Raw genomic sequence first — 22,403 nt, 5'->3', positions numbered from 1 at the left:
TCTGCCTTCGCGTTTGCCATTCCACGTCAGATGCACTAATGCGTACTCGTACTCAGTATCGAATAGCTGAAACAGTACATCGTCGTTTGCGGCGCTTTTGCCTACGGCTAAAGTCCTGACGCCTTCTAGCAGATGACCAGCACCTATTTCCTTGCGCAGTTCTGCTTCGAAGGCTGGGCCGTCAGGTGGTGGCAACTCAAACCAAGGCTCTAGCCACCTTTGTACCAGCTGGCTTGGGCTCCTTCTATTCGTAGCTCAACTCGCCCGCCCCTACCTTCAGCCGGATGCCCGGCTCGGCGGTGATGCGGCCAGCTACTTGCGCTTCGTAGCCCTGAGCTTGCAGGTGAGCAGCCACGGCTTCGGCCTGCGCTTCGTCGGTGACGAGAAGCATGCCGTTCCCCATATTCCAGTAGAGGTAAGCATCGGCGGGGGTAATACCGGCCAGCTCCGTGAGCTTCTGCATAGCGGGCAAGGGCTCAAACACGTTGGTTAGCTCGGCGCCCACGCCGTTTTTAAGCACACGCTTGAAGTTATCAGCAATACCGCCGCCGGTGATGTGAGCGGCAGCATAGAGCGGCAAGCCAGCATCCAGCACTCGCGCCACGCCGGGCGAGTAAATAAGCGAAGGTGCCAGCAGCACTTCACCCCAGGTATGACCAGCGTTGCCATGAGGCGTAGCATCTAGACCATCGTAAGGGGCCGAGTGCCAATTGTCGCCGAATAGGTTTTGCAACGTACGGCGCGCCAGCGAGAAACCGTTGGAGCGGAAGCTAGGCGAGCGGAGTGCTACTACCGCTTGGCCAGCTTGCACGCCTGCCCCGCTTAAGGGGCGCTCTAGGCTGGGGTGGAGGCTACCGATGGCCGTGGAGCACCAGTTGAAGTTCATTTTAGCGCCCGGCCAGCCGCCAATTCGGTTGCCCAGCTCGGCAATTTCTCCGCCCGTAATGGCTACTTCCGCGAAGTTGCAGGCATCGTGCAGGCCGCGCATCATCTCGTCAATCACCTCGTAGTCGAGGGTATTCACGTCGATGATGTTGCTGAGGTTGGTGGGTACAAAACCGCCGACGATGAGGTCGTCAGCCGTCATAGCTACTAGGTCGTAGCCCAGCGTATCAAACTTTCCTACCCGCTCTGCTACCTCAATCTTGGTCCCAATGCCATCCGAGGAAATACCTAGGCGGGCGTTACCGAAGCGAATTTCGTTGGCAAAACCGCCGTCGAGGTCCTGGGCTGCCTCGCCGGGCTTACCGGCGCGGTTGGCAAAGGTCTTCTTCGACCAAGCGTAAGCATTGCGGGAGCATTCGTTGCCGAGGTCGATGTCGTAGCCGGCGGGTTTCTGAGAAGATGACATATGAAACGCTAGGGTTAGGCAAGCTAAAAGCTAGCTCCCCTTCTCAGCAGAAGAGGAGCTAGGGGTGGTTAATGTGTTCTAGAACAAGGACTAGAACTAGTCTCTAAAGGATGTTCAACGATTAGTCAACCACCCCTAGTCCCTCCTCCGCTGGGGAGGGGAACTAGCCTTCTAACTTAGTTCTAGACCGTTCTGCATCGGGTTAATGTTCCGTTGGCTCGGGAGCCTTAGCACTCACGGACGGCACCGTGTTGGCGTCGCCTTTTTTGTCGCCACGGTGGCTCTGGCGTTCCTCTTGAATGTGGCGCAGATACTTGGTTACGTCGCCGGTAGGGTACTTGCCCGTGAAGCAAGCAAAGCAGCTGCCGCCGTGGCCCCGATCTTCAGAGAACAGCTCTTGCAAATCCTCTATTGATTGATAGATCACCTTGTCGGCCTCAATGTAGCGGCAGATTTCCTCCTCTGTGTAATTGGCGGCAATCAGCTCGGTGCTCATGGCCATATCAATGCCATAGATGCACGGCGAAATGATGGGTGGCGCGCTGCTGATGAAGTACACCTCCGCTGCTCCCGCCTCGCGCAGAATACGCACAATGCGGCGGGAGGTAGTGCCCCGCACGATGCTGTCATCCACCACGGCAATCTTCTTGCCCGCTACAAACTCCCGGATGGGGTTCAGCTTCTTCTTCACGATGTCCTCGCGGCCGGCCTGGCTGCTCACAATAAAGGAACGGCCCATGTGGTTGTTCTTCACCATGGCCCGGCGATAGGGCACCCCAATGGCTTCGGCTAAGCCAGAAGCCGAGAAGTATCCCGAAGACGGCACGTCAATCACCATATCGGGCTGAATACCCGAGGCAATGACTTTCTTCGCCAGCATCTTACCCAGGCGCACCCGCTCCCGGGCTACTAGGCGGCCGTGGATGGTAGAGTCTTCGCGAGCAAAGTAAATGTGCTCGAACACGCAAAACGCCTTGGGCTGCGCGTAGGGGTTCTTGTAGTGAACCTTGAAGTCTTTGTCGATGAAGATGGCCTGACCGGGGCCTACGTTCTTAATGAACTCAAACCCGAGGTAGTCGAAGCAGGTGCTTTCGGAGGCGAAAGCGTAGATGGGCCCGTTTTCGGTTTCGCGGCGGCCCAGCACCAGCGGCCGGATGCCCAGCGGGTCGTTGAACGCCAGCAGACCATGCCCGGCAATAACGGTGATGGTAGCATAGGCCCCTTTCACCAGCTCCTGAGTCGTCTCTACAGCGTCGAAGATGTCGATAACCGAGAGGTTGTCGAGGTTCTTTAGGCGAAGCTCCGAAGCAAACGTATACATGATCAGCTCCAAGTCGTTGCTGGTCTTGGGCAGCACGTGGTACTTCTCGTGCAGACGCTTGGCGGCCGAGCGGAAGTTGATCACGTTGCCGTTGTGCACCATGGCCAGCCCAAAGGGGTAGCTGGTGGTAAACGGCTGCGCCAGCTCCGCATCGTTGGAGCCCTGGGTGGTGTAGCGGGCGTGGCCGATACCAATGTTGCCCTTCAGCTTCTTGAGCCGCTTAGGACGAAACACGTCGGAAATCAGACCATTGCCTTTGCAAAGGTGAAAGTTATCGTCGAAGGTGGCTATGCCGGCCGCGTCCTGGCCGCGGTGTTGCAACGCGGTAAGACCGAATACGATGTCGTGGGCAACGTCATCGGGGCCGTAAAAACCTACAATTCCGCACATGGGAAGTATCGAGAAGGGGTAACGGGCAGTGAAAACCCGCTACCGGGATGGTAAGTGTAACACCAACGGGACGTTGGTGCATCGGGAGGTGAGGTGGACAATAGACCTAGCCTCCGGTTGCTTCCCCTTGCGGAGAAGAACCAGCAGAGAAAGGCAGCAGAGGTTCGGGGGTGGTAGGTGAAACAACTGCCGTAGCAGCCATTTCGGAGGTCGTGGTGGGTAGCTCCCCTCGAATAAGGCGGGCTAACGTATCGGCGTATAAAAAGTGCTCCACGGCTAAGCCGCGGCGCTCTACTTCGCCTAGGGTGTCAGCGCCCTGTAGGTCAACGGGGTGCTGCGCAAGAATAGGTCCAGTGTCTAGGCCCTCATCAACCAAATGCACGGTGATTTTGGTTTCCGACAACTGATTTTCGAAAGCCCACTCATACGCGTGTAGGCCCTGGTGCTGATGCGTATCGGCGGGATGAATGTTGAGGATGCGCCCGGCAAACGCCCGAATGAACGTGGGCGACAGGATGCGCATGTAGCCGGCCAGCACCACGTAGTCGGGCTGATAGTGGCCCAGCACCTCTACCACCTCGGCGTCGAACTCCACTCGCTTGCGGCCCTGGCTGCTGAGGCTGGCAGTAGGGCAGCCCATGGCCGCTGCGGTTTCTAGACCAGGGGCATCAGGCTTGTTGCTGAACACCACGGCTACTTCAGCCAGGTTCTGCAGTACGCCGTGTTGCACAGCCTGCACCAGGGCTACCATGTTGGAGCCCCGGCCCGACAGCAAAATGGCCAGGCGCTGTTTGCGGATGCTATAATTACCAGTTTCCTGCAAGGGTCGGTTCCGGCCGCTGGCCGATATCGGTACGGATGTACACATCCTTAAATTTAACTCTTTCTGCTTCCCGATACACGTGATTCACAGCATCTTCCAGCTCATTACCGTGGCCTACAAGCACCATTACCCGCCCACCGCTGGTAAGAATTTCACCGTCCTGCTGGCGGGTAGCGCCGTGGAAGGCCAAAATGCTCGGATGCAGTTGGTCTAGGCCAGTAATTGGAAAGCCCGTCGGGAACTGGGCAGCGGGGTAGCCACCCGAAGCCAGTACCACGCCCACATAGTACCCACGGCGCTGGTGCACCACTGTTTGCTGAAGTGTACCATCCAGAGTGGCCTCAATGAGTTCTAGCAGGCTGCTCTCCAGGGCGGGCAGGAGCACTTCTGCTTCTGGGTCGCCGAGGCGCACGTTGTATTCCAGCAGCTTCGGGCCCTGGGGTGTGAGCATGATGCCGAAGTATAGGAAGCCCTTGAAATCGAACTGCTCGTTCTGCAGGCCTAGCAAGGTGGGGTCCACGATGCTGGTGCGGATGGCGGCAAGCACGTTGTCGTCGGCGAAGGGCACGGGGCAGTAGGCACCCATACCGCCGGTGTTGGGTCCTTGGTCGCCGGCTAGCAGCTGCTTGTGGTCCTGCGACGGGGCCAGCAGCCGCACGCGGTTGCCATCCGTGATGCCAATGATGCTCACCTCGGGGCCACTCAGCTTTTCTTCCAGCAGGAAGCTAAACCAGCCGGTGTGTTGCTGCTGCAAATCGTCTAAGGCGGCTTGAGCCTCCTCAATGGAAGAGCACACGTACACGCCTTTGCCGGCCGCTAGGCCATCATACTTCACTACTACTTGTCCATCCAGCTCCGTGGCCTTAGCGCGGGCCTCCTCCAGCTTGTCGCTGCGGTACTGCCACGACATGGCCGTTGCTACTCCATGCCGCCGCATGAAGTCTTTGCTCCACACTTTGGAGCTTTCCAACGTCGCGCCGGCCCGGCTGGGGCCAAACACGCGAATATCAGAACCGGCGAAATAGTCCGTAACACCCGCCGCTAGTGGGGCCTCTGGCCCTACCACAATGAGCTTCACCCCATTGGCTTCGCAGAAGCTCTGGATGGCTGGGAAATCAGTGGCACTGATTTCGGGGTGGCTGTTCGGGATGCCGCCGTTGCCGGGCAGTACGTGCACCGTGGCACCGTCGCGGGTCAGCTTCCACGCCATGGCGTGTTCACGGGCTCCGCCGCCGAGAAGTACTATGGTTTTATTGCTGTTGCTCAAAGGAATAGGTAGTTAGGCGTGCGTTGCGTCTAGCTGATGTCGTCGATGGAAATAATCAGCCCATCAGCGAACTGAAAAACGGACTTACCCTGCAGTTGTAGTGTGTCACCGGCTTCCAGGCCATTAGGAAAGTCAATAGCAGCAACAGCGGTATAGTCTAGCGACACTTCCACGTGGTTGTCAGCTACTTGCCAATTCGTGACGCGCTGCTCACGCTGGGAGAAGTATTGCAACGCTTGTTGGGCCTGCTGGCGAAAGGCTTCCTTACCAGTCAAGGTTAGGTTTACTTCGCCGTTGGAGACATTGCGGAACACCACATCCTCGTGCAGATAGCGCAGCATGCCGTCCACATCAAATCGGTTGTACGCTTCGATGTAGTCCTGCACTAGTTGCTTCTGTTTCGCGACGTCCATTGGCTTTTTCTTACAGTGCCCGCAGCTTAGCGTTATCGGGGGTGTATTACCGTGAGGTTAGTGTTGCCGAGGGCATGATCATCGACGAGTTTAGGCATCTTTCATGATACCAGCCTGTACCAGGTTGCCTATGAGGCGGGCCTGTACGTCACCGCCGGTGGTGGTTTCGGTGGCGGTGGGCAGCGGGGCACCCGTGATACGCTCGTAGATATCGAGGTAGCGGCGGGTGGCTTCGGCGGAAACTTCGGGGGTGAGGGCGCGGGGGTACTGGCCGTCCTGCTTGTTGGCAATCAGCCATTGGCGCACATACTCCTTATCTATCTGCTCCACGGCCTCGGGGTTCTTGGCGTAGTCCTCGGCGCTCCAAAACCGCGACGAATCGGGCGTATGTATTTCGTCAATCAGGATCAGTTCCCCATCCAGTAGGCCAAACTCATACTTGGTGTCCACCAGGATGATGCCGCGCTCGGCCATCCACTGCGAAGCGAAGTTGAACAGCTCCAGCGACTTCACCCGCATCTTCTCGTACAGCTCCGCCGACACCCAGCCTTCCGACACCAAGTTCTCGGGCGTGATTTCGCGGTCCGACTCCTCCTTGGTAGTTGGCGTTACAATGGGCTCGGGGAACTGCTGGTGCTTGGTCAGGCCATCTGGCACCGTTACGCCCGAGAAGGTACGCTGGCCATTCTGGTAGCCGCGCAGCATAGACCCCGTGAGGTAGTTACGCACCACCATCTCCACCCGAATCGGCTCGGCTTCCTTCGCCAGCGTCACGTTCGGGTCGAGCAGTGAAATCACGTGGTTCGGGATGATATGCTGGGTTTTGTCGAACCAGAAAGCAGCCAGCCCGTTCAGCACTGCCCCTTTATGGGCCACCGGCGTTTCCAGCACCGAGTCGAAGGCCGACAGCCGGTCGGTTACCACGATGAGACGCTCACCGGAAGGGGCACGGTATGAGTCGCGGACTTTGCCGCGGTGCAGGAGTTCGAGCTGGGGGGTATCGAAGTGGTTGAGGGTGTTCATACGACGAGTTAGCAGCCGGCACTAGGTCAGCGCAATACGGAGGTGTCTAGGATGAAAACTGGCTGGCTTCCTGCGGAACGGCGGCAGCTTGGCTCTGCACATGCTCCACAATGTTGCGGAACAGGCGTAGGCCATCCCCTTCCTCGCTCAGACCGGGGTTCTGGCGCTTGCGTCGGGCCCAGTCGGGGTGGTTATAGAGGGACAGGAAGGCCTCGGGGTGCGGCATCAACCCGAATACCTGCCCGGTAGTGTCGGTCAGGCCGGCACAGTTCAGGTCGGCGCCGTTGGGGTTATGCGGGTACACGTCCGTCGGCGAGCCGTCGTAATCAGTGTAGGCCAGACAATTCAGGGCGCGGGCTTCGATTTCAGCCAGGGTTTCTTCACCCTTGATAATCAGGCGGCCTTCGCCGTGGCGCACGGGCACTTCCATGCTGTCGATGCCTTTCAGGAAGGGCGAGTTCGACTTAGGATTGACTTTCAAGCGTACCCACCGGTCTTCGTAGCGGCCCGAGGCGTTGTGCGTCAGGGTTACTTCCGGCGTTACGTTCCCGCTCAGGTTGGGGAGCAGGCCTAGCTTCACCAGCACCTGGAAGCCGTTGCAGATGCCCATTACGAACTTGCCGTTGGCAATGAACTGCTTGATATCATCGAGCAGGGTGCGGCCCTCAGCATTCTTGCGGTAGCGCAGCTTGTTGGCCAACACCACGCCCGAGCCCAGGTCGTCGCCGAAGCTGAAGCCACCGGGGAAGTTCAGGATGTCGTAGTCGTGGATGCTGACGTGGCCGTGCAGCACCTGGTTCAGGTGCACGATGGTTGGCTCGGCGCCGGCTAGCTTGTAGGCAGCGGCAAACTCCTCTTCGCAGTTGATACCGAAGCCCGTCAGGATGAGGGCGCGGACTGGTTGCTGGGCAGCAGCGCCCTCGGCTAAGTGGCCTAGGGGCTCAGTGGATTCGTGACCGGCGTCCACGCTCTTGAAGCCGAGCACGTGCAGGCTGCCGTCCGCATCGGTGATGGGGGCGGTATGGTCGTGCTGCGGGCGCGGAGGCGTGTTCAGGTCCGGCAGTTTGGGTTGTTCTTCCATTAGGATTGCGCCGCTTCGTGCTGGCCGAAGCCGATAAGTCGATTAACTGGGCCATTTGTCCACTCGTGACGCAGGGCCGCCGTGCTGGCCGAAAGTACCGTCTGGCCGCCGTGGCGCACCGTGAGCTGGCCGTCCTGCGTTACCACGCCGAGGCGGGTTGCGCGGGTGCCGAAGTGCTGCTCGAACGCCACCACATCCTCTGGAGCCACCGTGGCCACGAAGCGGGAGTGCGACTCCGAGAACAGCTGCGCCGACAGGCCTAGGCCAGTAGCAGGCAGCTCAACATCAGCACCAAAGCCATGGCCAAACGTGGCTTCCGCTAGGCCAACGGCCAAGCCACCATCCGACAGGTCGTGGCAAGATTGGATGAGGCCTTTCTCGTTGGCCTCGCCCATCAGGGTGTAGAGGGCCTTAGCCTCTTCGAACCGAACTTTGGGCACGTTGGCGCCTAGCTCACCGAAGAGCTGGTAGAACTCCGAGCCGCCTAGCTCGTCGTAGGTTTCGCCCAGCAGGTACACCACGTCGTCGGCTTGCTTGAAGTCGGAAGTGATGGTGCGGCGGACATCCTCGATTTTAGCGGTCATCGAATACAGAACCGTCGGCGGAACGGAAATCTTCACGCCATCGGCCTTGAAGTCGTTCTTCATCGAGTCCTTACCCGAAGTGAGCGGGATGCAGTAGGCCGCCGTAGCATCGCGCAGGGCCTGGCACATGCGCACCAGCTTGGCCAGCTTAAGCTTGCCATCAGGGTTGGTGGCGGGGTCGTACACCGAGTCGGGTACGCAGAAGTTGTCGTTGACGGACCAGAAGTTGCCGTCGCCATAGCTTAGGTTGGGCAGCTTCCCTCCTACCGCTACAATCTGGCGTACAGCCTCGTCGAAGGCTCCAGCCGACATATGGTAGGCGTCCAGGTCGCCGAAGCGAGGCAGGATACCATTGCTTACGGCCACGCCTTCCCAGCTCTCAAAGTTGAAGCGCACCACAGCGGCATCCTGCGGAGCCTGGCCGGTAGCGCCCATCAGCGGCTTGATAATCGTGCGGCCTTTCACCTCATGGTCGTACTGCCGAATCACGGACTCGCGGGAGCAGATGTTAAGGCTACCCAGCAGGCGGCTCAGCACGTCGGTATAGTCAAGGTCGGCAGCTAGCGCCGGCTCCTGGGCCGTAGGCTGGCTCCACTCGGCTTCCAGCACTTTGCGCGGTACGCCGTTGTGCAGGAACTCCATGTTGATGCGGGCCACCGACTCGCCGTCGAAGCGCACGTCGAGGCTGCCATCGGCAGTGAAGTAGCCGATGTCGGTCAGTTCCACTTCCATCTCCTGGCCTAGGGCCATCAATTCATCCATCTTCGCGGGCTCCACAGCCAGCGAGAAACGCTCCTGCGACTCCGACACGAAGATTTCCCAAGGGCGCAGGCCAGGATATTTCAGAGGCACTTTCTCCAACTCTACCACGGCTCCGCCGCTGATGGTAGCTAGCTCCCCAATGCTAGAAGACAAGCCACCCGCACCGTTGTCGGTGCTACACTTGATAAGGCCCCGGCGGGTAGCAGGATCAGGAAGTCCATGGCCAGCTTTTGCGTAATGGGCGAGCCAATCTGCACGGCCGTGGCGGGCGAGGTTTCGTCTAGCTCAATGCTGGAGAACGTGGCACCGTGGATGCCGTCTTTACCCACCCGGCCACCGGCATGATGATGCGGTCCTGGGCGTCAATGTTCTTTTCCCACGAGTCGAGGCCGGCCAACTGCATGGGCATTACGGCGCCGGTACCGCAGTACACTAGCGGCTTACCAGCGTATCGGTCATCGAACACAATGGCTCCGTTCACCGTCGGTACGCCCGACTTGTTGCCGCCATCCTCAATGCCCTTGCGCACGCCTTCAAAAATGCGGCGAGGGTGGAGCTGGTTACTCAGCAACGTGCCCGAAAACTCGGGGTTGCCAAAGCAGAGTACGTTGGTGTTGAACAGCAGCCGCGCGCCCCCAATGCCGGTAGCCAGCGGGTCACGGTTGTTGCCCAGAATGCCGGTAATAGCTCCGCCGTAGGGGTCAATGGCAGAGGGCGAATTGTGGGTTTCCACCTTCCACACGAATAACGACTCGGGGTTGATGCGCACGGCACCGGCATTGTCGCTGAACACCTTAATCAACCAATCGTTGCCGTTAGCGCGGAGCTGGCGGTCTACCTCAGAGGTAGCGTTTTTGATGTAGGTCTTAAACAAGGAATCCACTTCAAACTCCTCGCCGGTGTCCGCATCCTTGTACTTGATAACGGCCGAAAACTCCTTGTGCTTGCAGTGCTCCGACCAAGTCTGGGCTATGATTTCCAGCTCGCAATCCGTGGGATCCTGGGGCAGACCAGCAGCCTGGCGCTCCTCGGCAATACTGGTGTAATGGTCGCGCACGGCGCGCATTTCCTCCAGGTTCAGGGCGTAGAGATTGTCTTTCGACAGCTTCAACAGTTCCTCGTCGGAAAGGCCAACCAGCGGCACCGTGTTCGTAATAGATTCGGCCCCACCGCCCGGCCGCGGCGTATAGTCGCGAATCTGGGCTATGGGGCCGACCTCGAAGCGGTTAATCATCTTGTTGCCGAGCAGGTCTTCCGCCAAGCGGCGCAGACTACTCTCCGGCAGCTCGTGCTCCAAGAAATACAGCCGTTTGCTGAAAATATGCTGGGTATGGGTGTCCAGCGGCTGGTTCAGAAAGTCACCTAGCGCGTTTTGCGCCGAAATTCCCTCGTCGTCGGTCACGCCGGGCAGCTTGGCAACCAAGATGTAGCTTTTGTATTCGGAGCCGTGGCGGAACTCATCAAGGGCCACGTCGTTCAGCACCGGGTCCTGGAGGCAGTGGGTGGCGAAGTCGCGCAGTTGCTCGTCGCTCACGGGGTAGCGCACCGTGTAGAGGGCGGTGCTTTGCACCCGGCCGGTAGTGAGGCCAAGGTGACGTTGGGCAGCTTCGGCTACACGTTGGCCCTCGCCATCATGTTGGCCGGGCTTGAGCAGGAGCTGAATGGTTCTTTGGGTAGAGTCCAAAAGGAGGATGGTTATCTATTTTTCGGGTTTCCCACGCTTAGGCGAAGGTGCCCGCGTGAGGAAGCATACCCGCGCAGGGTACGCCGAAAATGCCTTGCTTCGCTACCGGTTGCAGCGAAGTAGGTTTAAGAAAACGCTTTTTCCGGCCGGCTGCCGGGTTTCACCACCGGAATACCTGCCCGGCAAAGCGGGCAATCATCGGGTGCGTAGGTGGCCGCCGTTACCGGCAGCAGGGCAAAGTTCGGAAAAGTTAGCTCAGCTTTCCCACCCGTACGGTCAATTAAACTCGCCACGGCCAAAACTTTTGCTCCTAGCCCCTCCAGTACGCGTGCTACCTCGTTGGTGCTCTTGCCGGTAGTTACTACATCTTCAGCAATAACAATTTTTTGACCGGGCTCCACAGTAAAGCCTCGGCGCAGGGTCATCTGCCCGGTATCGTCACGCTCGGTAAAGATGCCGGGTACGCCCAGCTGACGGGCCAGCTCGTAACCTATTACCACGCCACCCATGGCTGGCCCTACCACCACATCGGGCTGTAAGCCGGCTTCCTGAATCTGCCGGGCTAGCTCCGCCGCGGCTGGTGCTGCTAGGTCGGGCCGGCGCAGGAATCGGGCGCACTGCACGTACGTATCAGAATGCAAGCCAGAAGAAAGGCGGAAGTGCCCGCGCAGCAGTGCGTCTTCCTGCAGCAATTGCTGCTCTAAGTTTTCGGAGGTGAAGGAAGCTTGGGGAGAGGGCAAAGGGGACACTAGATACAAGGTTGAAAAAGCGTTGATACTAAAATACCATGCTGAGCATGTGGCGCCTCAAGCTAGTGATGAAGAATTTCTACCGCTACCTCAGCTGGCATAGGCCTCTGCAACGAAGCAGTAGAGATGCTTGCTTACAGCGACCTTCGGGTTCGACAAGTGGCTCTCAGCTCAAGCATGACGGTTGATGCTACACCGCTACCGGCCGGAACTGGTTGATCTGTTCCATCAGTTCCCGCGCAGCGGCGCCGGCATCGGCCGCTTGCCAAATGGCACGCGACGTATTAATAAGGAGGCCGGAGCCGTCGGGGCGCAGGCCAGCACGCATGGTTGCTTCCAAGTCGCCGCCTTGGGCACCGACACCGGGCACTAAGAACCATTGTTGCGGAGTGAGACTACGCGTGCGGGCTACCGCTTCCGCATTGGTAGCACCTACTACTAGGCCAATACCACCATGTGCCTCGTCTAGCTGACGGGTAATACTGGCAGCGGCATCTGACAAGGCACCACCGCTAAGCAGGGCCATATCCTGCAGAGAGTGGGCAGGCTTATTGCTGGTTTTGGCCAGCACGAATACCAGCTTACCGGGACGGGCAAAGGGCACAATGGCATCGTCCCCCATATAAGGATTCACCGTCACGCTATCAGCCCCTACCACGTCGTAAGCGAAGCGGGCGTAGTGGTCGGCTGTGTTGGCAATGTCACCGAATTTACCGTCCAAAATTACCGGGATACTTTCGGGAATGCGCTGTACCGTCTCGCGCAGCAGCTTCACGCCGTCTTCTCGGCTCAGGAAAAAAGCCAGGTTTGGTTTAAAAGCGGCGGCATACTCACTGGTTTGGTCAATGACTTTCGCCAAACGGTGGGCTACCTGCGCGTCGTCGCCTACGGGGTCAAGCCCGACGCAGAGCAGTGAATTGGCGTACTGAACGCGTTGGGTTAGCTTTTCCATTCGGAAGAGATAGTTTCAGATTGAAGATGGGTGCACTCCGCTGCTAATCGGGCCGATAAGCCCGGTTCCAGCCATTCGCCGCTGGCCACTTGCACGGCCGAAGCGCCACAGCGCAGGTAGTCGGTGACATGGCTAGCGGTAAATACCCCGCCTGTTCCGATCAAGGGAAGGGTTATGTTTTCATCGTGGGCTAGCTCCCATACACAACGCAACGCCACCGGTCGTAGCGCCTCCCCCGATAAGCCACCGGCTACGGGAGTAGCCGTAACATCGTCGGGTAAGTGCAGTGCCTTCAACAAATTCGTAGCGGCCAGGGCCGTAGCACCGCCTTGCTGCGCACCTAGGGCCAAGCCCCGAATATGCTCTGGCCACGGTGGCAGCTTCACAATGACGGCCGCTTCCGGGCCAAGCTCGTTGCGCACGGCTTGGGTAGCTTCGCGCACAAACTTGGCGCTCAGTTCCTCTCCCTTACCTGTGTCGGGCTGGGCGATGTATACTTCCACGCCCGCAATCAGGTCGCTAGCTTCGCGTGCCAGAAAGCGGGCAATCTTACGAAAGCCCGGAATTCCAGGCGCGGTAATGCTCACAAACACTGGTACGCCGTAGCGCCGCAGCTTTGGTAAGTACTCCTGCACCAAAATCTCGGCGCTTTCGGTGCGCATATTGGTGGCATTAAGCAAAGTCTGATCGGCGACTTGCCAAATACCTTCTTCGTAGAGCCCGGGCTTGGGCTCCATGGTTACGGTGCGGGTGAAAATTGCGCCTAGCCGCTCGTAATCCGCTCCATCTAGCTGCCAGGATGCAGCCGCGAGGCACACAGGGTTCTGAAGGGTGAGTTTGCCGAGTTGCATTGGGTTAAAAGCTATGATTTCGCTGGCGGCCCTTGCCATAGCAGTGGAAAACCAGCAAAATTAGATGAGTGCGCTACTTTCGAGCTAGGCCTGGGGCAGCTAGCGTATTATCTATGAAGCACCTACAAAACAGGGTGGCCAGTTGGCGAACCGACTTGCGTCAGAATCCCCCTGATGTATCACCCCACTCCCTATGCCACCCCGTGCCTTTGGGTGGGCAACGGTAAACTGTTGGTGGCTGAGTTCTTATTGGTACTAGGCTCCCTTCTGCGTAATAAAAGGCCTGCCTCGAGTGATCTGCTGGGCAAGGGTGGTGCTATCGGTCATGGTGGGGAGCAGTATGGGCTGAGAGGAAGTTAAAAAAAGTGCGGGTGGGCACCACTAGATTTTGCCGAGTCAACCGAACTAGCTGAACATAAAAAAACCGCTTCGAAAACCGGAGCGGTGAACGGGCAAAAACCGTAAAAAACAAACGAACTAACGGAGAAAAGGGCCTTCTGGTCATCTCGCAGGACGCTTTCGTGGAAGGTCCCGCCCTCCATCAAGTGTTGGTGGTTGAGGTGAAGCACGACGCAAAAGTACTACTTCCTCCCCAGTGGGCAAGTAAACCAGGGTTAATTTCATGTTACCAAAATGTTACCAACCACTCGAATCCTCCTTTAGTCTGGCTCATGCGTAAGTATAACTAGATCAGTGATTATCAATGCACTTTACATTTTTTCAGCCTACTTGCATGTAGCTTCGGTTCCTAGTTATATTTGTTTTTTCAAGACCACTGCACATTCACGTAATCTGTAATTAACAAGGCTTCATCTATAAATAGTACAACTATTTTCTTTGCTTAGTATTTTATGCACTATTAATGAGTGGTAAGAGAAATAGCGACGTGGAAAAAATCAGCAATGCTCTACGGCTAGTTTCTACTGCCCAGTTGGGACTTAACATAGAAATTGATTGGATTACTATCCGATTAACATATTCATAATCCACTTGCTTTTGTACAAATCATACCTTTGCTCAGGGTTTTCCAATTTTGCTTTTGACCATTCCTGTTACCATGAATAAAGTGCTACTAAGTGTGTTGTTAGGGGGTATGTTGGCCTTGGCTCCGGCAGCGCAAGCACAATCAGAGCCAGTTGCCCCCATCGAATACAGTGAGCGAGTGCCCTCGGAAGGGTCCGGCCGCACCTTGCTGTACCGTCGTGCTTACGATTGGATGGAAAATCACTTTGCTTATGGCCCCAAAAGCGTAATCAAAGCTGACCCCGCCGCCGGAAGTCTGCGCGTTACGGGCACTAGCAAGATTAAGCCCGTTGATACTAAGGGGAAAGAGCAGGAGGTAGCCGTACGGTTTGATTTTACATTTCGGGCTACTGATAATGGCTACGAATACAGCGTCAATACCTTCCAGGCTATTCCAGATAGCAAACAGCCGAGCCAGGCGCTGGCTCTCGATGAATACATCACCCGCTTTAAAAACGACAAGGCAGACGAACGCACGCACAATGCGCGCCGTCTAACGGCACAAGCTTCGTCCGTGGCAAGTGAAATTGCGATGTCGTTCCGTTCCTACATGAACAGCCAGCCTGCGGAAGGCACCGTTGGCGTGTCAGAGCGTTAGAACACTATCTATCTTTAGCGGTAGCAAAGCCCAGCAGATGCTTTCTGGTGGGCTTTGCTATGCACGGCAGTTACCAGGAGTAGAGCTTACGCATCTAGCAGCCGATGAGCACGCGCGGGCAGTTTTCGAGCGTCTAGCACCAGAAAACCATCTAGGGAATTGCTGCATGCGGGGTTGAGGTTGACCCCAAGTAGACGAGTGTTTTGCCATATGTACTGCCGCAATGCAACTGGTATCTCACTTGTCGTCAGCCCACCATCTTTCCCGAAGGACGAAGAATCAGTCAGTTGCTGTAGCTCGCTTGTGTCCGGCAGGGCATGTGGCTCGTCGGTAAAAGCGTGGTAGCGAACCTGCTTGCGGGCGCGCACGAGTGACGCCAGGGCAGGATCAGTATGATGCTGGTGTAGGTAGCGCATCAGGGCCGCCTTGGGCACCGCCGGGAACTGACGGCTCACGTTTAAAGAACCGATGAGGTAGCGGTACTCGGGGTAACGAATAAAATATTCGGCCAGTGCCTTCCACAATAATACGGCGGGTAAGGGCTGCTGCGCATACTGCTCGCAGACACAAATGCTACTCACCTCCACCGATTCGTGTAGCAATGGTAGCAGCGCCTTTTTCAGCCGGAATAGTGAGTGCAGGTAGAATCCCTTCTTGCCATGCTGCTGCAGTAGGTTTCGGCCCCGCCCTAAGCGGCAGGCAGCAGCTAAGCGGTGGTTGATACGGTCATAGAGAAACACATGCCAGTGATGAGCATCGTACTCTGGTAGGTTGCGCAGGGCATCTTCCGTCAGCGGGCGGGGGGAAGCTAGCCGCAACCGCTTAATTTCCCCTAGCACCGTCGGAATTTCCGCCATTTTGGCCATGTACACTTCCCACTGATGATGGCGTAGTAGGCTACGAGACGGCCGTAATGCCTGAATTTCGGCTTCCAGAGCATACGTAGTAGCCAGAGCCGCCAGCGGTTGCACAAGCTGCTTCGACGCCTCAGAAATAGCTCCTCGACCAGTGAACTGTGCCTGCACGCAGGCCGACCGCTCGGCAGCCGATACACTATTCAAGTGTTTGGTGGTACATGGACGGCCAAGACGCACGTGTACAATTTTACCTTGCATGCCCACTAAGTCGGCCGGTATGGTAGCGCCGAGTAAAAAGGGTCGCACCACTCGGTACACGCCCCAGGAGTTACTGGGCTCGAAGGATACTGACACCGGCAACACGGGGGTTTGCACAGCCGCAATCAGTTGGTGTAGTGACGGCTGCCAAGCGGATGTACTGGCATCTGCCAGCACGGGGAAACGCGGCCCTCTCCCACCCTGCGAAAATACAAGTAGGGGTGTATCGTTGTGCAGGTAGCGGAGTACGTGGGGCACCAACTCGGCTGCACCAGGGCCTACGGTAGTTGCTGTTGGCGAGGGAGCTGTTATGAGGTTGGCTATGTTGGGCTGTAGCGGGGCTAAAATCTCGTCGGCTATTATCCGCAGGTCGGGTCGGGCATCTCCTAGCACGTACAGCAGCACCAAGCTTTCAAGTAGGCCGCCAGGTTGGTTTGCAATGGCCAGAAAAGAGCCGTCCGATGGTATTTGCCGTAGCTCAGCCGGGTTGTAGCGCACCTTGATATTCAAGTCACGCAGCAAGTGCCCAATAAATGCTCGCCCCGTTAAGTGCTGATGCCGGGCATAAAGCTGACGCAGCATACGCAACTGAGCCCACGGCTGCCACAAAGGACGCAGCAGCTCTTGGTAGCGCCGACCCAAAGAGCCGGACGATGACACGTTTGATTTAGAAGTTAGCTGCATGAGCGGCAGGCGATGCGAAGGCCCGGAAAATCCTATAACAGATAGTTATCAAACTTCGCAAAGAGAAATTAGCCCGCCATTATCTGGTCATTATCAAACCATTACCAAACAGGCTATATAGGCAGAAAAGCCGCGTTGCAGCGCGGCTTTTCCAATCTTTCCACCTCACAATTGCCTCTTCACTTCACTCGATACAAAGGTATAGGAACCGGGATGGGCCTGCGGAAGAGTTTCGACTAATAACAATAATTTAAAGATCAAATCAAGCCATTGCCCGACCAACATTTCTTGGCCACAATTAGCCTAAACAACTGGCTTTCAAATAAGAATGCCGACCATTTAGCTCATGGCCGGCATTCTGTATGTACTATACTGCTGGTATCAGCTGGTAGGGCCCGCATCTACGCGCGATTCAACCGTGCTTTGCACTGTGGCTGACACTGCCGACAGTAAATCATAGCCCGTAGCCGCCTCAATGGCATCGACGGTGGTGCGATAGGAGCCCCAGGTAGTCTGAATTGTATTGTCATTGGGGGTGTCGATGGCAATAACGCGGGTGCTGGTAGTCACGCGGGAGGCATCACTAGAGCCGTTGGGCAATACCACAATTACCTTCCAGCAGCGCGCCGGTACTGTTACACGGCCTGCATCAAGAGTAGTAGCATACCCATTGGCTCCGGTACCACCTCTGCCGTAACTACCGCAGATAATGTACAATTCGTTGCCGGCATTGGCGAGGGTGCGGCAGTAGTTCTCCAGGTTAGCCCACGTTTGCTGGTTGTTGCGCGGCGCCTGAGGCATCATATTGGTCATCAAGAAGGTAGCCGAGTTGTCGGCGACGGAACCGGTGCGGTCAGCAGAAGGGCAGTTGTGGCCCCGGTCGAAGCCTGATCCGCTGTAGCTGGTGCTTCCTACCCGATACCATCCACTGGGCAGTGTAGCATCGGCGGCGAAATTGTCTTGGCGGGGCGTGCTACCCAGCCACGCGCTGCTCAAGTGCCAGCTTACCCAGTTCGGGATGCCCCGGTCGCGGTGATACGACATACTAAACTGCGACTTTGTGAGCAGGTAGTTGGTATAGTTGGTGGTGCTGGTGGTAGCTCCGCTCGGGTTGCCCATAGCCAAGTTACTTTCTCGAGTAGCCGTGGCATCGGCGCTCTGCGATACAGCCGCAGGGTTAGCAGCGGGTATTACACTGTCTTTGGAACACGAAACGGCCAAGCTGGTCAGTAGGGCTAGACCAGTAATGCGGTAGATCACACTCTTCATGTGGATGAGATGGTTGTGAAAATGAAAAGGAGGAAAAGGACAGGTGCGTAAATGCCCAGCAAAATTGGGCAGTTTACGGCAGGGCCATATTACCTCAGCATTATCATTTTACTCATACACAATTACAGCCTAGACATAATTATGATCATTTAATATTACTACTATTATATGTATCATTAGAGCATATTTATCCATCAATAATTTGTTATACATTTAGTTACTACACAAATCACCCACATACCAGCCTCTTTATTCACTATTCCACTATCAGAAAAATAGAGCGATACAGTTTCATTACAACAGGATATTGAATGTACTCACTACCAACCAGCAAGTAGCAACAATTTGCAGTATCAGGTCCCTTCCATATGCACCACCTGCCGAACGCAAAAAGCCCCGCTGACCTGCAACAGCGGGGCTTTTGGTCGCATAATGATAGGTAGGGTGGATAAGAATAGAACTAGTAGATAAAGTCTTAGTGAGTAGCTGGTAGCTAACGGAACCGTTAGCGGCCAGCTACTACGAGGCGTTGTGTAGCCACGCGCTGCCCGGCGTTGTTCAGGAGCACGAGTTGATATATGCCCGCGCGTAACAGGGCTGACGGAAGCACTACCTCGCGTCCGGATACGGCTAGACGGCTTATTAGCTCAGCCCGGGCTCCATACACAGCAAGGGAATTGCCTTCGGTTGCTGTTCCGGCTAATTGTACCCGGATGTTTTCAGCGCCAACAGCCGGATTGGGATACACAATGAGGGCCAATGCTGGAGTGCTCCACTTCACGGGCACCACCTGTGAGTAATGCTCTTTGCCATCCATATCTACTTGCCGCAAGCGGTAGTACAGTATAGCAGCCTCTTGCTCACCTGCTTCGGCATCGCGCAAGAGATACTCTTGGCGGCTAGTGGTAGTACCTGCTGCTGCTACCCGACCGATAGGGGCAAATCCTTCTGCCGATGTAGCCGAACGCTCTACTACGAAATGGCTGCTGTTGGCCTCCGAGGCTGTCTGCCACTTTATGTCTACTCCGCCGCCGGCTGCTTTTGCTTGGAAGCTAACCAACTGTACGGGTAGCGGCCCACTGGGACCAATCAGGTTGGTTGGGAAGCCTAGGCGCTGCTCCTCGGCGAAGGCGTAATACACCTGGGTTTCCGTGGCTAAGCTGATGGCAGCAGCGGCAGGCAGATCAAGCTCAACCCATCCAAAATCACGAGTAGTCAAGAATGACAGCGCCGTTTTGTTGCCACTAAGCACACTTGCATTTAGTAAGCTACCATCACTAAAGGTTTCGCGGAGTGTAACCCCATCAGCGGCGTACGTGCGCAGGGTGGTGTTTTCCAATAGTTTCAGGTTCAGCAGCCCCGTGCTTGCCCCAAGCACTACACCGGCTCGGTTGCCAGCAAACCCGTTGCCTTCTAGTTTCATACGCACCCGCACCCGCTCGCCGCCAGCTACCAGAGGCTGCGTGATGGTTGTGAAGTTCGTAGTGTCTGGGTCAACGGAGCTTAGGGGGTTGGTAATGCCACTACAGCCGCTGGTGCTAGAGCCGATGCTAATGTCGGCACAGGCCACGCTACCCCGGAATGTCTTGACGTTGGTGGTTGCCACGGGGAGCGTAGAACGTACGGGCTCAGGGTCCCGGAAAGCTTTGCTCTCAATCCCAAAACCATAGAACACGTTCAGGTTATAAGTAGCTGATACCAAGCTATTCTGGCGCAGTTCAACGCGGTCAAATGGTTTGGTAGTAGAGAAGCTAATCTGCGACTTGTCGTCGGGTAGTACATTGACTTGCAGCGCATTTATGCCCGTGGCTACTTCCTGCTGCTTGTCGCCAAGGTAGGTCACCACGCTAAAGCCGTTGAGGACGTTCAAGTCAACCAACCCAGCGCTTCCTACTACAAAGCCGGCGCGGTAGTCAGTTGGCCCCACTGAGCGCGTAAGCTTCACGTTCAGAAAGGACGGGCAGTTCACTTGCGCCAAGCTACCGAACGTCGCAAAGGTATTCACGTCATTATCGGCAGCGCCGGCCGGGTTGGTGACGCCAGAGTTTACGCAGCCCTGCACCACCCCGCCCGGTATGGTTCCGGAAGTAACGTTATTAGTTGTGATGGAAGTAGCGCCTAAGTACTGCGTGTTCGTATTGTTGCTTTTGAAGCTGTAGGCGTAATACAGCCGAAACTTGGTTGCTACGCTTGTAACAGCCGCATATTCTACCCGCAAGGACGTGAATGGCTTCTTCGCAATAAACTCCAACCGGGTGGGAGCTTGGGCCACTAGTTCAGCGTTCAGCAACGACCCGCCGTTATACGTCTGGCTTCCTTCGGCACCCCAGGTAATAATGCTTAGGTTATTCAGTACGTTAGCCCCGGCCGTGGTCAGCAGGTCGCCATGCCTGCTTAGCACAATGCCCGCCCGCGAGCCTGAAGGCACTGCATTTGCCATCTCGGTGGTTACTCCTACGGGAGAAGAATTTAAAACCGACAGAGTACGAGGATGTAGGATAGCATAATCTTCTAAGTTGTCCTTGGTCCCGAACCTATCAGGGAACTCTATCCCAACACAGTCGTTGAGAACTCCGCAGTTTAGGGAGGTATGGCTTGACACCGTACCAGAGTAGATAACGTCTGTATTCTGGGTTTGGGCTACAGCTAGGTGAGAGCAGTAGGTAAATAGCAGAGCTACTGCACCTGCTATACGGATAGGTAGAGCGAATTTCATAACGAACTAACTGAGAATGAGAGTACAGGCCGGGACATTAGCAATAGGTTGTCCGCGGTGCAGCTCTTTCAATTCCACAGCCAGTTTTTAAAAACTCTTGCTTTTATCTGATTATCAGTATATTATATTAATATAGCAAGTATTATATTCTCCCATTTCAAGAACTCAAGCACTAGAATGGGAAAGTTTGGTAAGCCCACAAATCCAAGGTATACTCGCAGTATACCGAGCTTTTTTCCCACTTTGAGCTACCGAAAGCCCCCTTGTTGTAATTGAATATTTTTAATGCGTAATCTGGCTACCACCTCCTGATTACTATCGTCATTTCTATCGCAACAAGGTTTACCACCCTCTAAACCTATGAGCACGTCGTTACCCATCTCCATCTTTATTGTCGAAGACAATGCCTGGTATGGCGAATTGTTAGAATATAAGCTGGCCCAGAACCCCGACTACAGCATCCGGCGGTTTACTACTGCGCAGTCCTGTCTTGACAACCTTTCCGCCAAACCAGATATCATTACACTGGATTATTCCCTGCCCGATGGTAAAGGCGACCAAGTATTGCGTCAGATTCGGGAAAAGCTGCCGGATGTATTCGTAATCGCCATTTCGGGACAGGAGGATGTACGCACAGCAATCGGCTTACTTCGGGAAGGGGCGTACGACTACCTCGTTAAGGATGAGGAAACTGCCGACCGGCTTTGGAACGCAGTAGGCAATATTCGCAAGCAGCTAGAGCTACGACGAGAGAATACTCGCCTGCGCGAGCAAATTGGGGAGAAGTACGAGCCGGAGCGTGCCATTTTGGGAGAAAGCCCCCAAATCAACCAGCTTTTTGCTCTTATTGAAAAGGCAGCTCGCACCAACATCACGGTATCGTTGAGTGGGGAAACCGGCACGGGCAAAGAATTAGTAGCGAAGGCCATTCACTTCCGCTCTGAGCGTAGCACGGGAGCGTTTGTGGCCGTGAACGTGGCAGCCATTCCGCGTGAGCTATTGGAGAGTGAGTTATTCGGCCATGAAAAAGGTGCTTTTACCGGTGCCATCGTCCGCCGCATTGGCCGCTTTGAGGAGGCACACAAGGGCACCTTATTTTTAGATGAAATTGCCGAGCTCGATCTGAGCCTGCAAGCTAAGCTGCTGCGGGTTATTCAGGAGCGGGAAGTTACCCGGGTAGGAGGTAACCAGCGCATTCCCTTCGACGCTCGCCTGATGGTAGCTACTCACCGCGACTTGGCTCAGGAAGTGAAAGAGGGCCGCTTCCGGGAAGATCTGTACTACCGGCTTTTGGGCCTACCCATTCAGCTGCCTCCCCTACGGGAACGGGGCCGCGACGTACTTCTGCTGGCCGGCGCCTTCCTCCAGGATTTCTGCGGGCAAAACAAAATGGCGGCTTGCTCCTTCTCGCCCGCTGCCCAGCAAAAGCTACTGAGCTATCCGTTTCCGGGAAACGTGCGCGAGCTCAAAGCAGTGGTTGAATTGGCCGCAGTATTGGCCGAGAGCGACGTAATTCAGCCCCAGGATTTGTCGTTGCGCGGCAGCACCGTTTCCACCCCCGAGCCCACTGAAACGCCTGGTGGTGAGTCGTTGCGCATTCAGATGGCTAACATTGTGCAGCACTATCTGGACACCCACAACGGGAATATTTTGCAGGTTGCGGCCAAATTACAAATCGGAAAATCCACTATTTACCGTATGGTACAGAATAACGAGGTCCGCTTGCGCTGACCTATGGTTTTATTCT

At 56.1% G+C, this 22,403-nt stretch carries 18 protein-coding genes; 2 read left to right on the top strand and 16 right to left on the bottom strand.

Annotated features, from left to right (window positions below; genetic code table 11):
• Nucleotides 1-244: 244 nt before the first annotated feature.
• The 13 genes from VI25_RS10965 to VI25_RS10915 form a co-directional block, all read right to left on the bottom strand.
• Nucleotides 245-1,351: an AIR synthase-related protein gene (locus VI25_RS10965; protein ID WP_045688881.1), complete on the bottom strand. Its 1,107-nt coding sequence runs from the start codon at nucleotides 1,349-1,351 to the stop codon at nucleotides 245-247.
• A gap of 202 nt (nucleotides 1,352-1,553) precedes the next feature.
• Nucleotides 1,554-3,062 carry an amidophosphoribosyltransferase gene (gene purF / locus VI25_RS10960; protein WP_045688882.1) on the bottom strand — a complete coding sequence of 503 codons (1,509 nt, stop codon included), beginning with the start codon at nucleotides 3,060-3,062 and terminating at the stop codon, nucleotides 1,554-1,556.
• 106 nt (nucleotides 3,063-3,168) lie between these two features.
• Nucleotides 3,169-3,885 carry a phosphoribosylglycinamide formyltransferase gene (purN, locus tag VI25_RS10955; RefSeq protein ID WP_236705012.1) on the bottom strand — a complete coding sequence of 239 codons (717 nt, stop codon included), beginning with the start codon at nucleotides 3,883-3,885 and terminating at the stop codon, nucleotides 3,169-3,171.
• Nucleotides 3,869-5,152, bottom strand: a complete 1,284-nt coding sequence (purD, locus tag VI25_RS10950; RefSeq protein WP_201783285.1) for a phosphoribosylamine--glycine ligase — start codon at nucleotides 5,150-5,152, stop codon at nucleotides 3,869-3,871. The genes purN and purD overlap by 17 nt, the downstream gene beginning before the upstream one ends.
• A gap of 29 nt (nucleotides 5,153-5,181) precedes the next feature.
• The gene (locus tag VI25_RS10945) at nucleotides 5,182-5,565 is read right to left on the bottom strand and encodes a nuclear transport factor 2 family protein (protein ID WP_045688884.1); all 384 of its coding nucleotides are present in this window, start codon (nucleotides 5,563-5,565) and stop codon (nucleotides 5,182-5,184) included.
• Nucleotides 5,566-5,655: 90 nt separating this feature from the next.
• A complete protein-coding gene (locus VI25_RS10940) occupies nucleotides 5,656-6,588 on the bottom strand; it encodes a phosphoribosylaminoimidazolesuccinocarboxamide synthase (RefSeq protein ID WP_045688885.1) in 933 nt (310 codons plus the stop codon).
• Between the two features lie 46 nt (nucleotides 6,589-6,634).
• Nucleotides 6,635-7,669 carry a phosphoribosylformylglycinamidine synthase subunit PurQ gene (locus VI25_RS10935; RefSeq protein WP_082455492.1) on the bottom strand — a complete coding sequence of 345 codons (1,035 nt, stop codon included), beginning with the start codon at nucleotides 7,667-7,669 and terminating at the stop codon, nucleotides 6,635-6,637.
• Nucleotides 7,669-9,168, bottom strand: a complete 1,500-nt coding sequence (locus tag VI25_RS25830) for an AIR synthase-related protein (RefSeq protein ID WP_236705011.1) — start codon at nucleotides 9,166-9,168, stop codon at nucleotides 7,669-7,671. The genes VI25_RS10935 and VI25_RS25830 overlap by 1 nt, the downstream gene beginning before the upstream one ends.
• The gene (locus tag VI25_RS25825; protein ID WP_201783284.1) at nucleotides 9,144-9,344 is read right to left on the bottom strand and encodes a hypothetical protein; all 201 of its coding nucleotides are present in this window, start codon (nucleotides 9,342-9,344) and stop codon (nucleotides 9,144-9,146) included. The genes VI25_RS25830 and VI25_RS25825 overlap by 25 nt, the downstream gene beginning before the upstream one ends.
• Nucleotides 9,296-10,699 (bottom strand): AIR synthase related protein, encoded by a 1,404-nt coding sequence (locus tag VI25_RS25820; protein WP_201783283.1) that lies wholly within the window; start codon nucleotides 10,697-10,699, stop codon nucleotides 9,296-9,298. The genes VI25_RS25825 and VI25_RS25820 overlap by 49 nt, the downstream gene beginning before the upstream one ends.
• A 125-nt stretch (nucleotides 10,700-10,824) precedes the next feature.
• Nucleotides 10,825-11,448: an orotate phosphoribosyltransferase gene (pyrE, locus tag VI25_RS10925; protein WP_410503431.1), complete on the bottom strand. Its 624-nt coding sequence runs from the start codon at nucleotides 11,446-11,448 to the stop codon at nucleotides 10,825-10,827.
• Nucleotides 11,449-11,638: 190 nt separating this feature from the next.
• The gene (gene pyrF, locus VI25_RS10920; protein ID WP_045688887.1) at nucleotides 11,639-12,400 is read right to left on the bottom strand and encodes an orotidine-5'-phosphate decarboxylase; all 762 of its coding nucleotides are present in this window, start codon (nucleotides 12,398-12,400) and stop codon (nucleotides 11,639-11,641) included.
• Nucleotides 12,388-13,251 (bottom strand): dihydroorotate dehydrogenase, encoded by an 864-nt coding sequence (locus VI25_RS10915; RefSeq protein WP_161806921.1) that lies wholly within the window; start codon nucleotides 13,249-13,251, stop codon nucleotides 12,388-12,390. The genes pyrF and VI25_RS10915 overlap by 13 nt, the downstream gene beginning before the upstream one ends.
• A 1,057-nt stretch (nucleotides 13,252-14,308) precedes the next feature.
• Between VI25_RS10915 and VI25_RS10910 the strand changes: the two genes are divergently transcribed.
• Nucleotides 14,309-14,872 carry a DUF4468 domain-containing protein gene (locus VI25_RS10910; protein WP_045688889.1) on the top strand — a complete coding sequence of 188 codons (564 nt, stop codon included), beginning with the start codon at nucleotides 14,309-14,311 and terminating at the stop codon, nucleotides 14,870-14,872.
• 86 nt (nucleotides 14,873-14,958) lie between these two features.
• Here VI25_RS10910 and VI25_RS10905 read toward each other — a convergent pair whose 3' ends face one another.
• The 3 genes from VI25_RS10905 to VI25_RS10895 form a co-directional block, all read right to left on the bottom strand.
• Nucleotides 14,959-16,671, bottom strand: a complete 1,713-nt coding sequence (locus tag VI25_RS10905) for a lysophospholipid acyltransferase family protein (protein WP_045688890.1) — start codon at nucleotides 16,669-16,671, stop codon at nucleotides 14,959-14,961.
• A 381-nt stretch (nucleotides 16,672-17,052) separates the two neighbouring features.
• A complete protein-coding gene (locus VI25_RS10900) occupies nucleotides 17,053-17,940 on the bottom strand; it encodes a DNA/RNA non-specific endonuclease (protein ID WP_045688891.1) in 888 nt (295 codons plus the stop codon).
• Between the two features lie 505 nt (nucleotides 17,941-18,445).
• Nucleotides 18,446-20,656, bottom strand: coding sequence for a hypothetical protein (locus tag VI25_RS10895; RefSeq protein WP_152981576.1), 2,211 nt, complete (start codon nucleotides 20,654-20,656; stop codon nucleotides 18,446-18,448).
• Between the two features lie 360 nt (nucleotides 20,657-21,016).
• Between VI25_RS10895 and VI25_RS10890 the strand changes: the two genes are divergently transcribed.
• Nucleotides 21,017-22,387, top strand: coding sequence for a sigma-54-dependent transcriptional regulator (locus VI25_RS10890; protein ID WP_055562497.1), 1,371 nt, complete (start codon nucleotides 21,017-21,019; stop codon nucleotides 22,385-22,387).
• Nucleotides 22,388-22,403: the final 16 nt, after the last annotated feature.

Source organism: Hymenobacter sp. AT01-02, assembly GCF_000961955.2.
Classification (GTDB): domain Bacteria; phylum Bacteroidota; class Bacteroidia; order Cytophagales; family Hymenobacteraceae; genus Hymenobacter; species Hymenobacter mucosus.
The sequence above is the reverse complement of the archived record's forward strand: the minus strand, read 5'-3'. Positions and strand labels throughout refer to the sequence as shown.

Excerpts from the sequence above, each read along its gene's own strand:
- VI25_RS10965 (WP_045688881.1), bottom strand. The coding sequence starts at position 1,351 with ATGTCATCTTCTCAGAAACCCGCCGGCTACGACATCGACCTCGGCAAC.
- purF (WP_045688882.1), bottom strand. The coding sequence starts at position 3,062 with ATGTGCGGAATTGTAGGTTTTTACGGCCCCGATGACGTTGCCCACGAC.
- VI25_RS10945 (WP_045688884.1), bottom strand. The coding sequence starts at position 5,565 with ATGGACGTCGCGAAACAGAAGCAACTAGTGCAGGACTACATCGAAGCG.
- VI25_RS10940 (WP_045688885.1), bottom strand. The coding sequence starts at position 6,588 with ATGAACACCCTCAACCACTTCGATACCCCCCAGCTCGAACTCCTGCAC.
- VI25_RS10935 (WP_082455492.1), bottom strand. The coding sequence starts at position 7,669 with ATGGAAGAACAACCCAAACTGCCGGACCTGAACACGCCTCCGCGCCCG.
- pyrF (WP_045688887.1), bottom strand. The coding sequence starts at position 12,400 with ATGGAAAAGCTAACCCAACGCGTTCAGTACGCCAATTCACTGCTCTGC.
- VI25_RS10915 (WP_161806921.1), bottom strand. The coding sequence starts at position 13,251 with ATGCAACTCGGCAAACTCACCCTTCAGAACCCTGTGTGCCTCGCGGCT.
- VI25_RS10910 (WP_045688889.1), top strand. The coding sequence starts at position 14,309 with ATGAATAAAGTGCTACTAAGTGTGTTGTTAGGGGGTATGTTGGCCTTG.
- VI25_RS10905 (WP_045688890.1), bottom strand. The coding sequence starts at position 16,671 with ATGCAGCTAACTTCTAAATCAAACGTGTCATCGTCCGGCTCTTTGGGT.
- VI25_RS10900 (WP_045688891.1), bottom strand. The coding sequence starts at position 17,940 with ATGAAGAGTGTGATCTACCGCATTACTGGTCTAGCCCTACTGACCAGC.
- VI25_RS10895 (WP_152981576.1), bottom strand. The coding sequence starts at position 20,656 with ATGAAATTCGCTCTACCTATCCGTATAGCAGGTGCAGTAGCTCTGCTA.
- VI25_RS10890 (WP_055562497.1), top strand. The coding sequence starts at position 21,017 with ATGAGCACGTCGTTACCCATCTCCATCTTTATTGTCGAAGACAATGCC.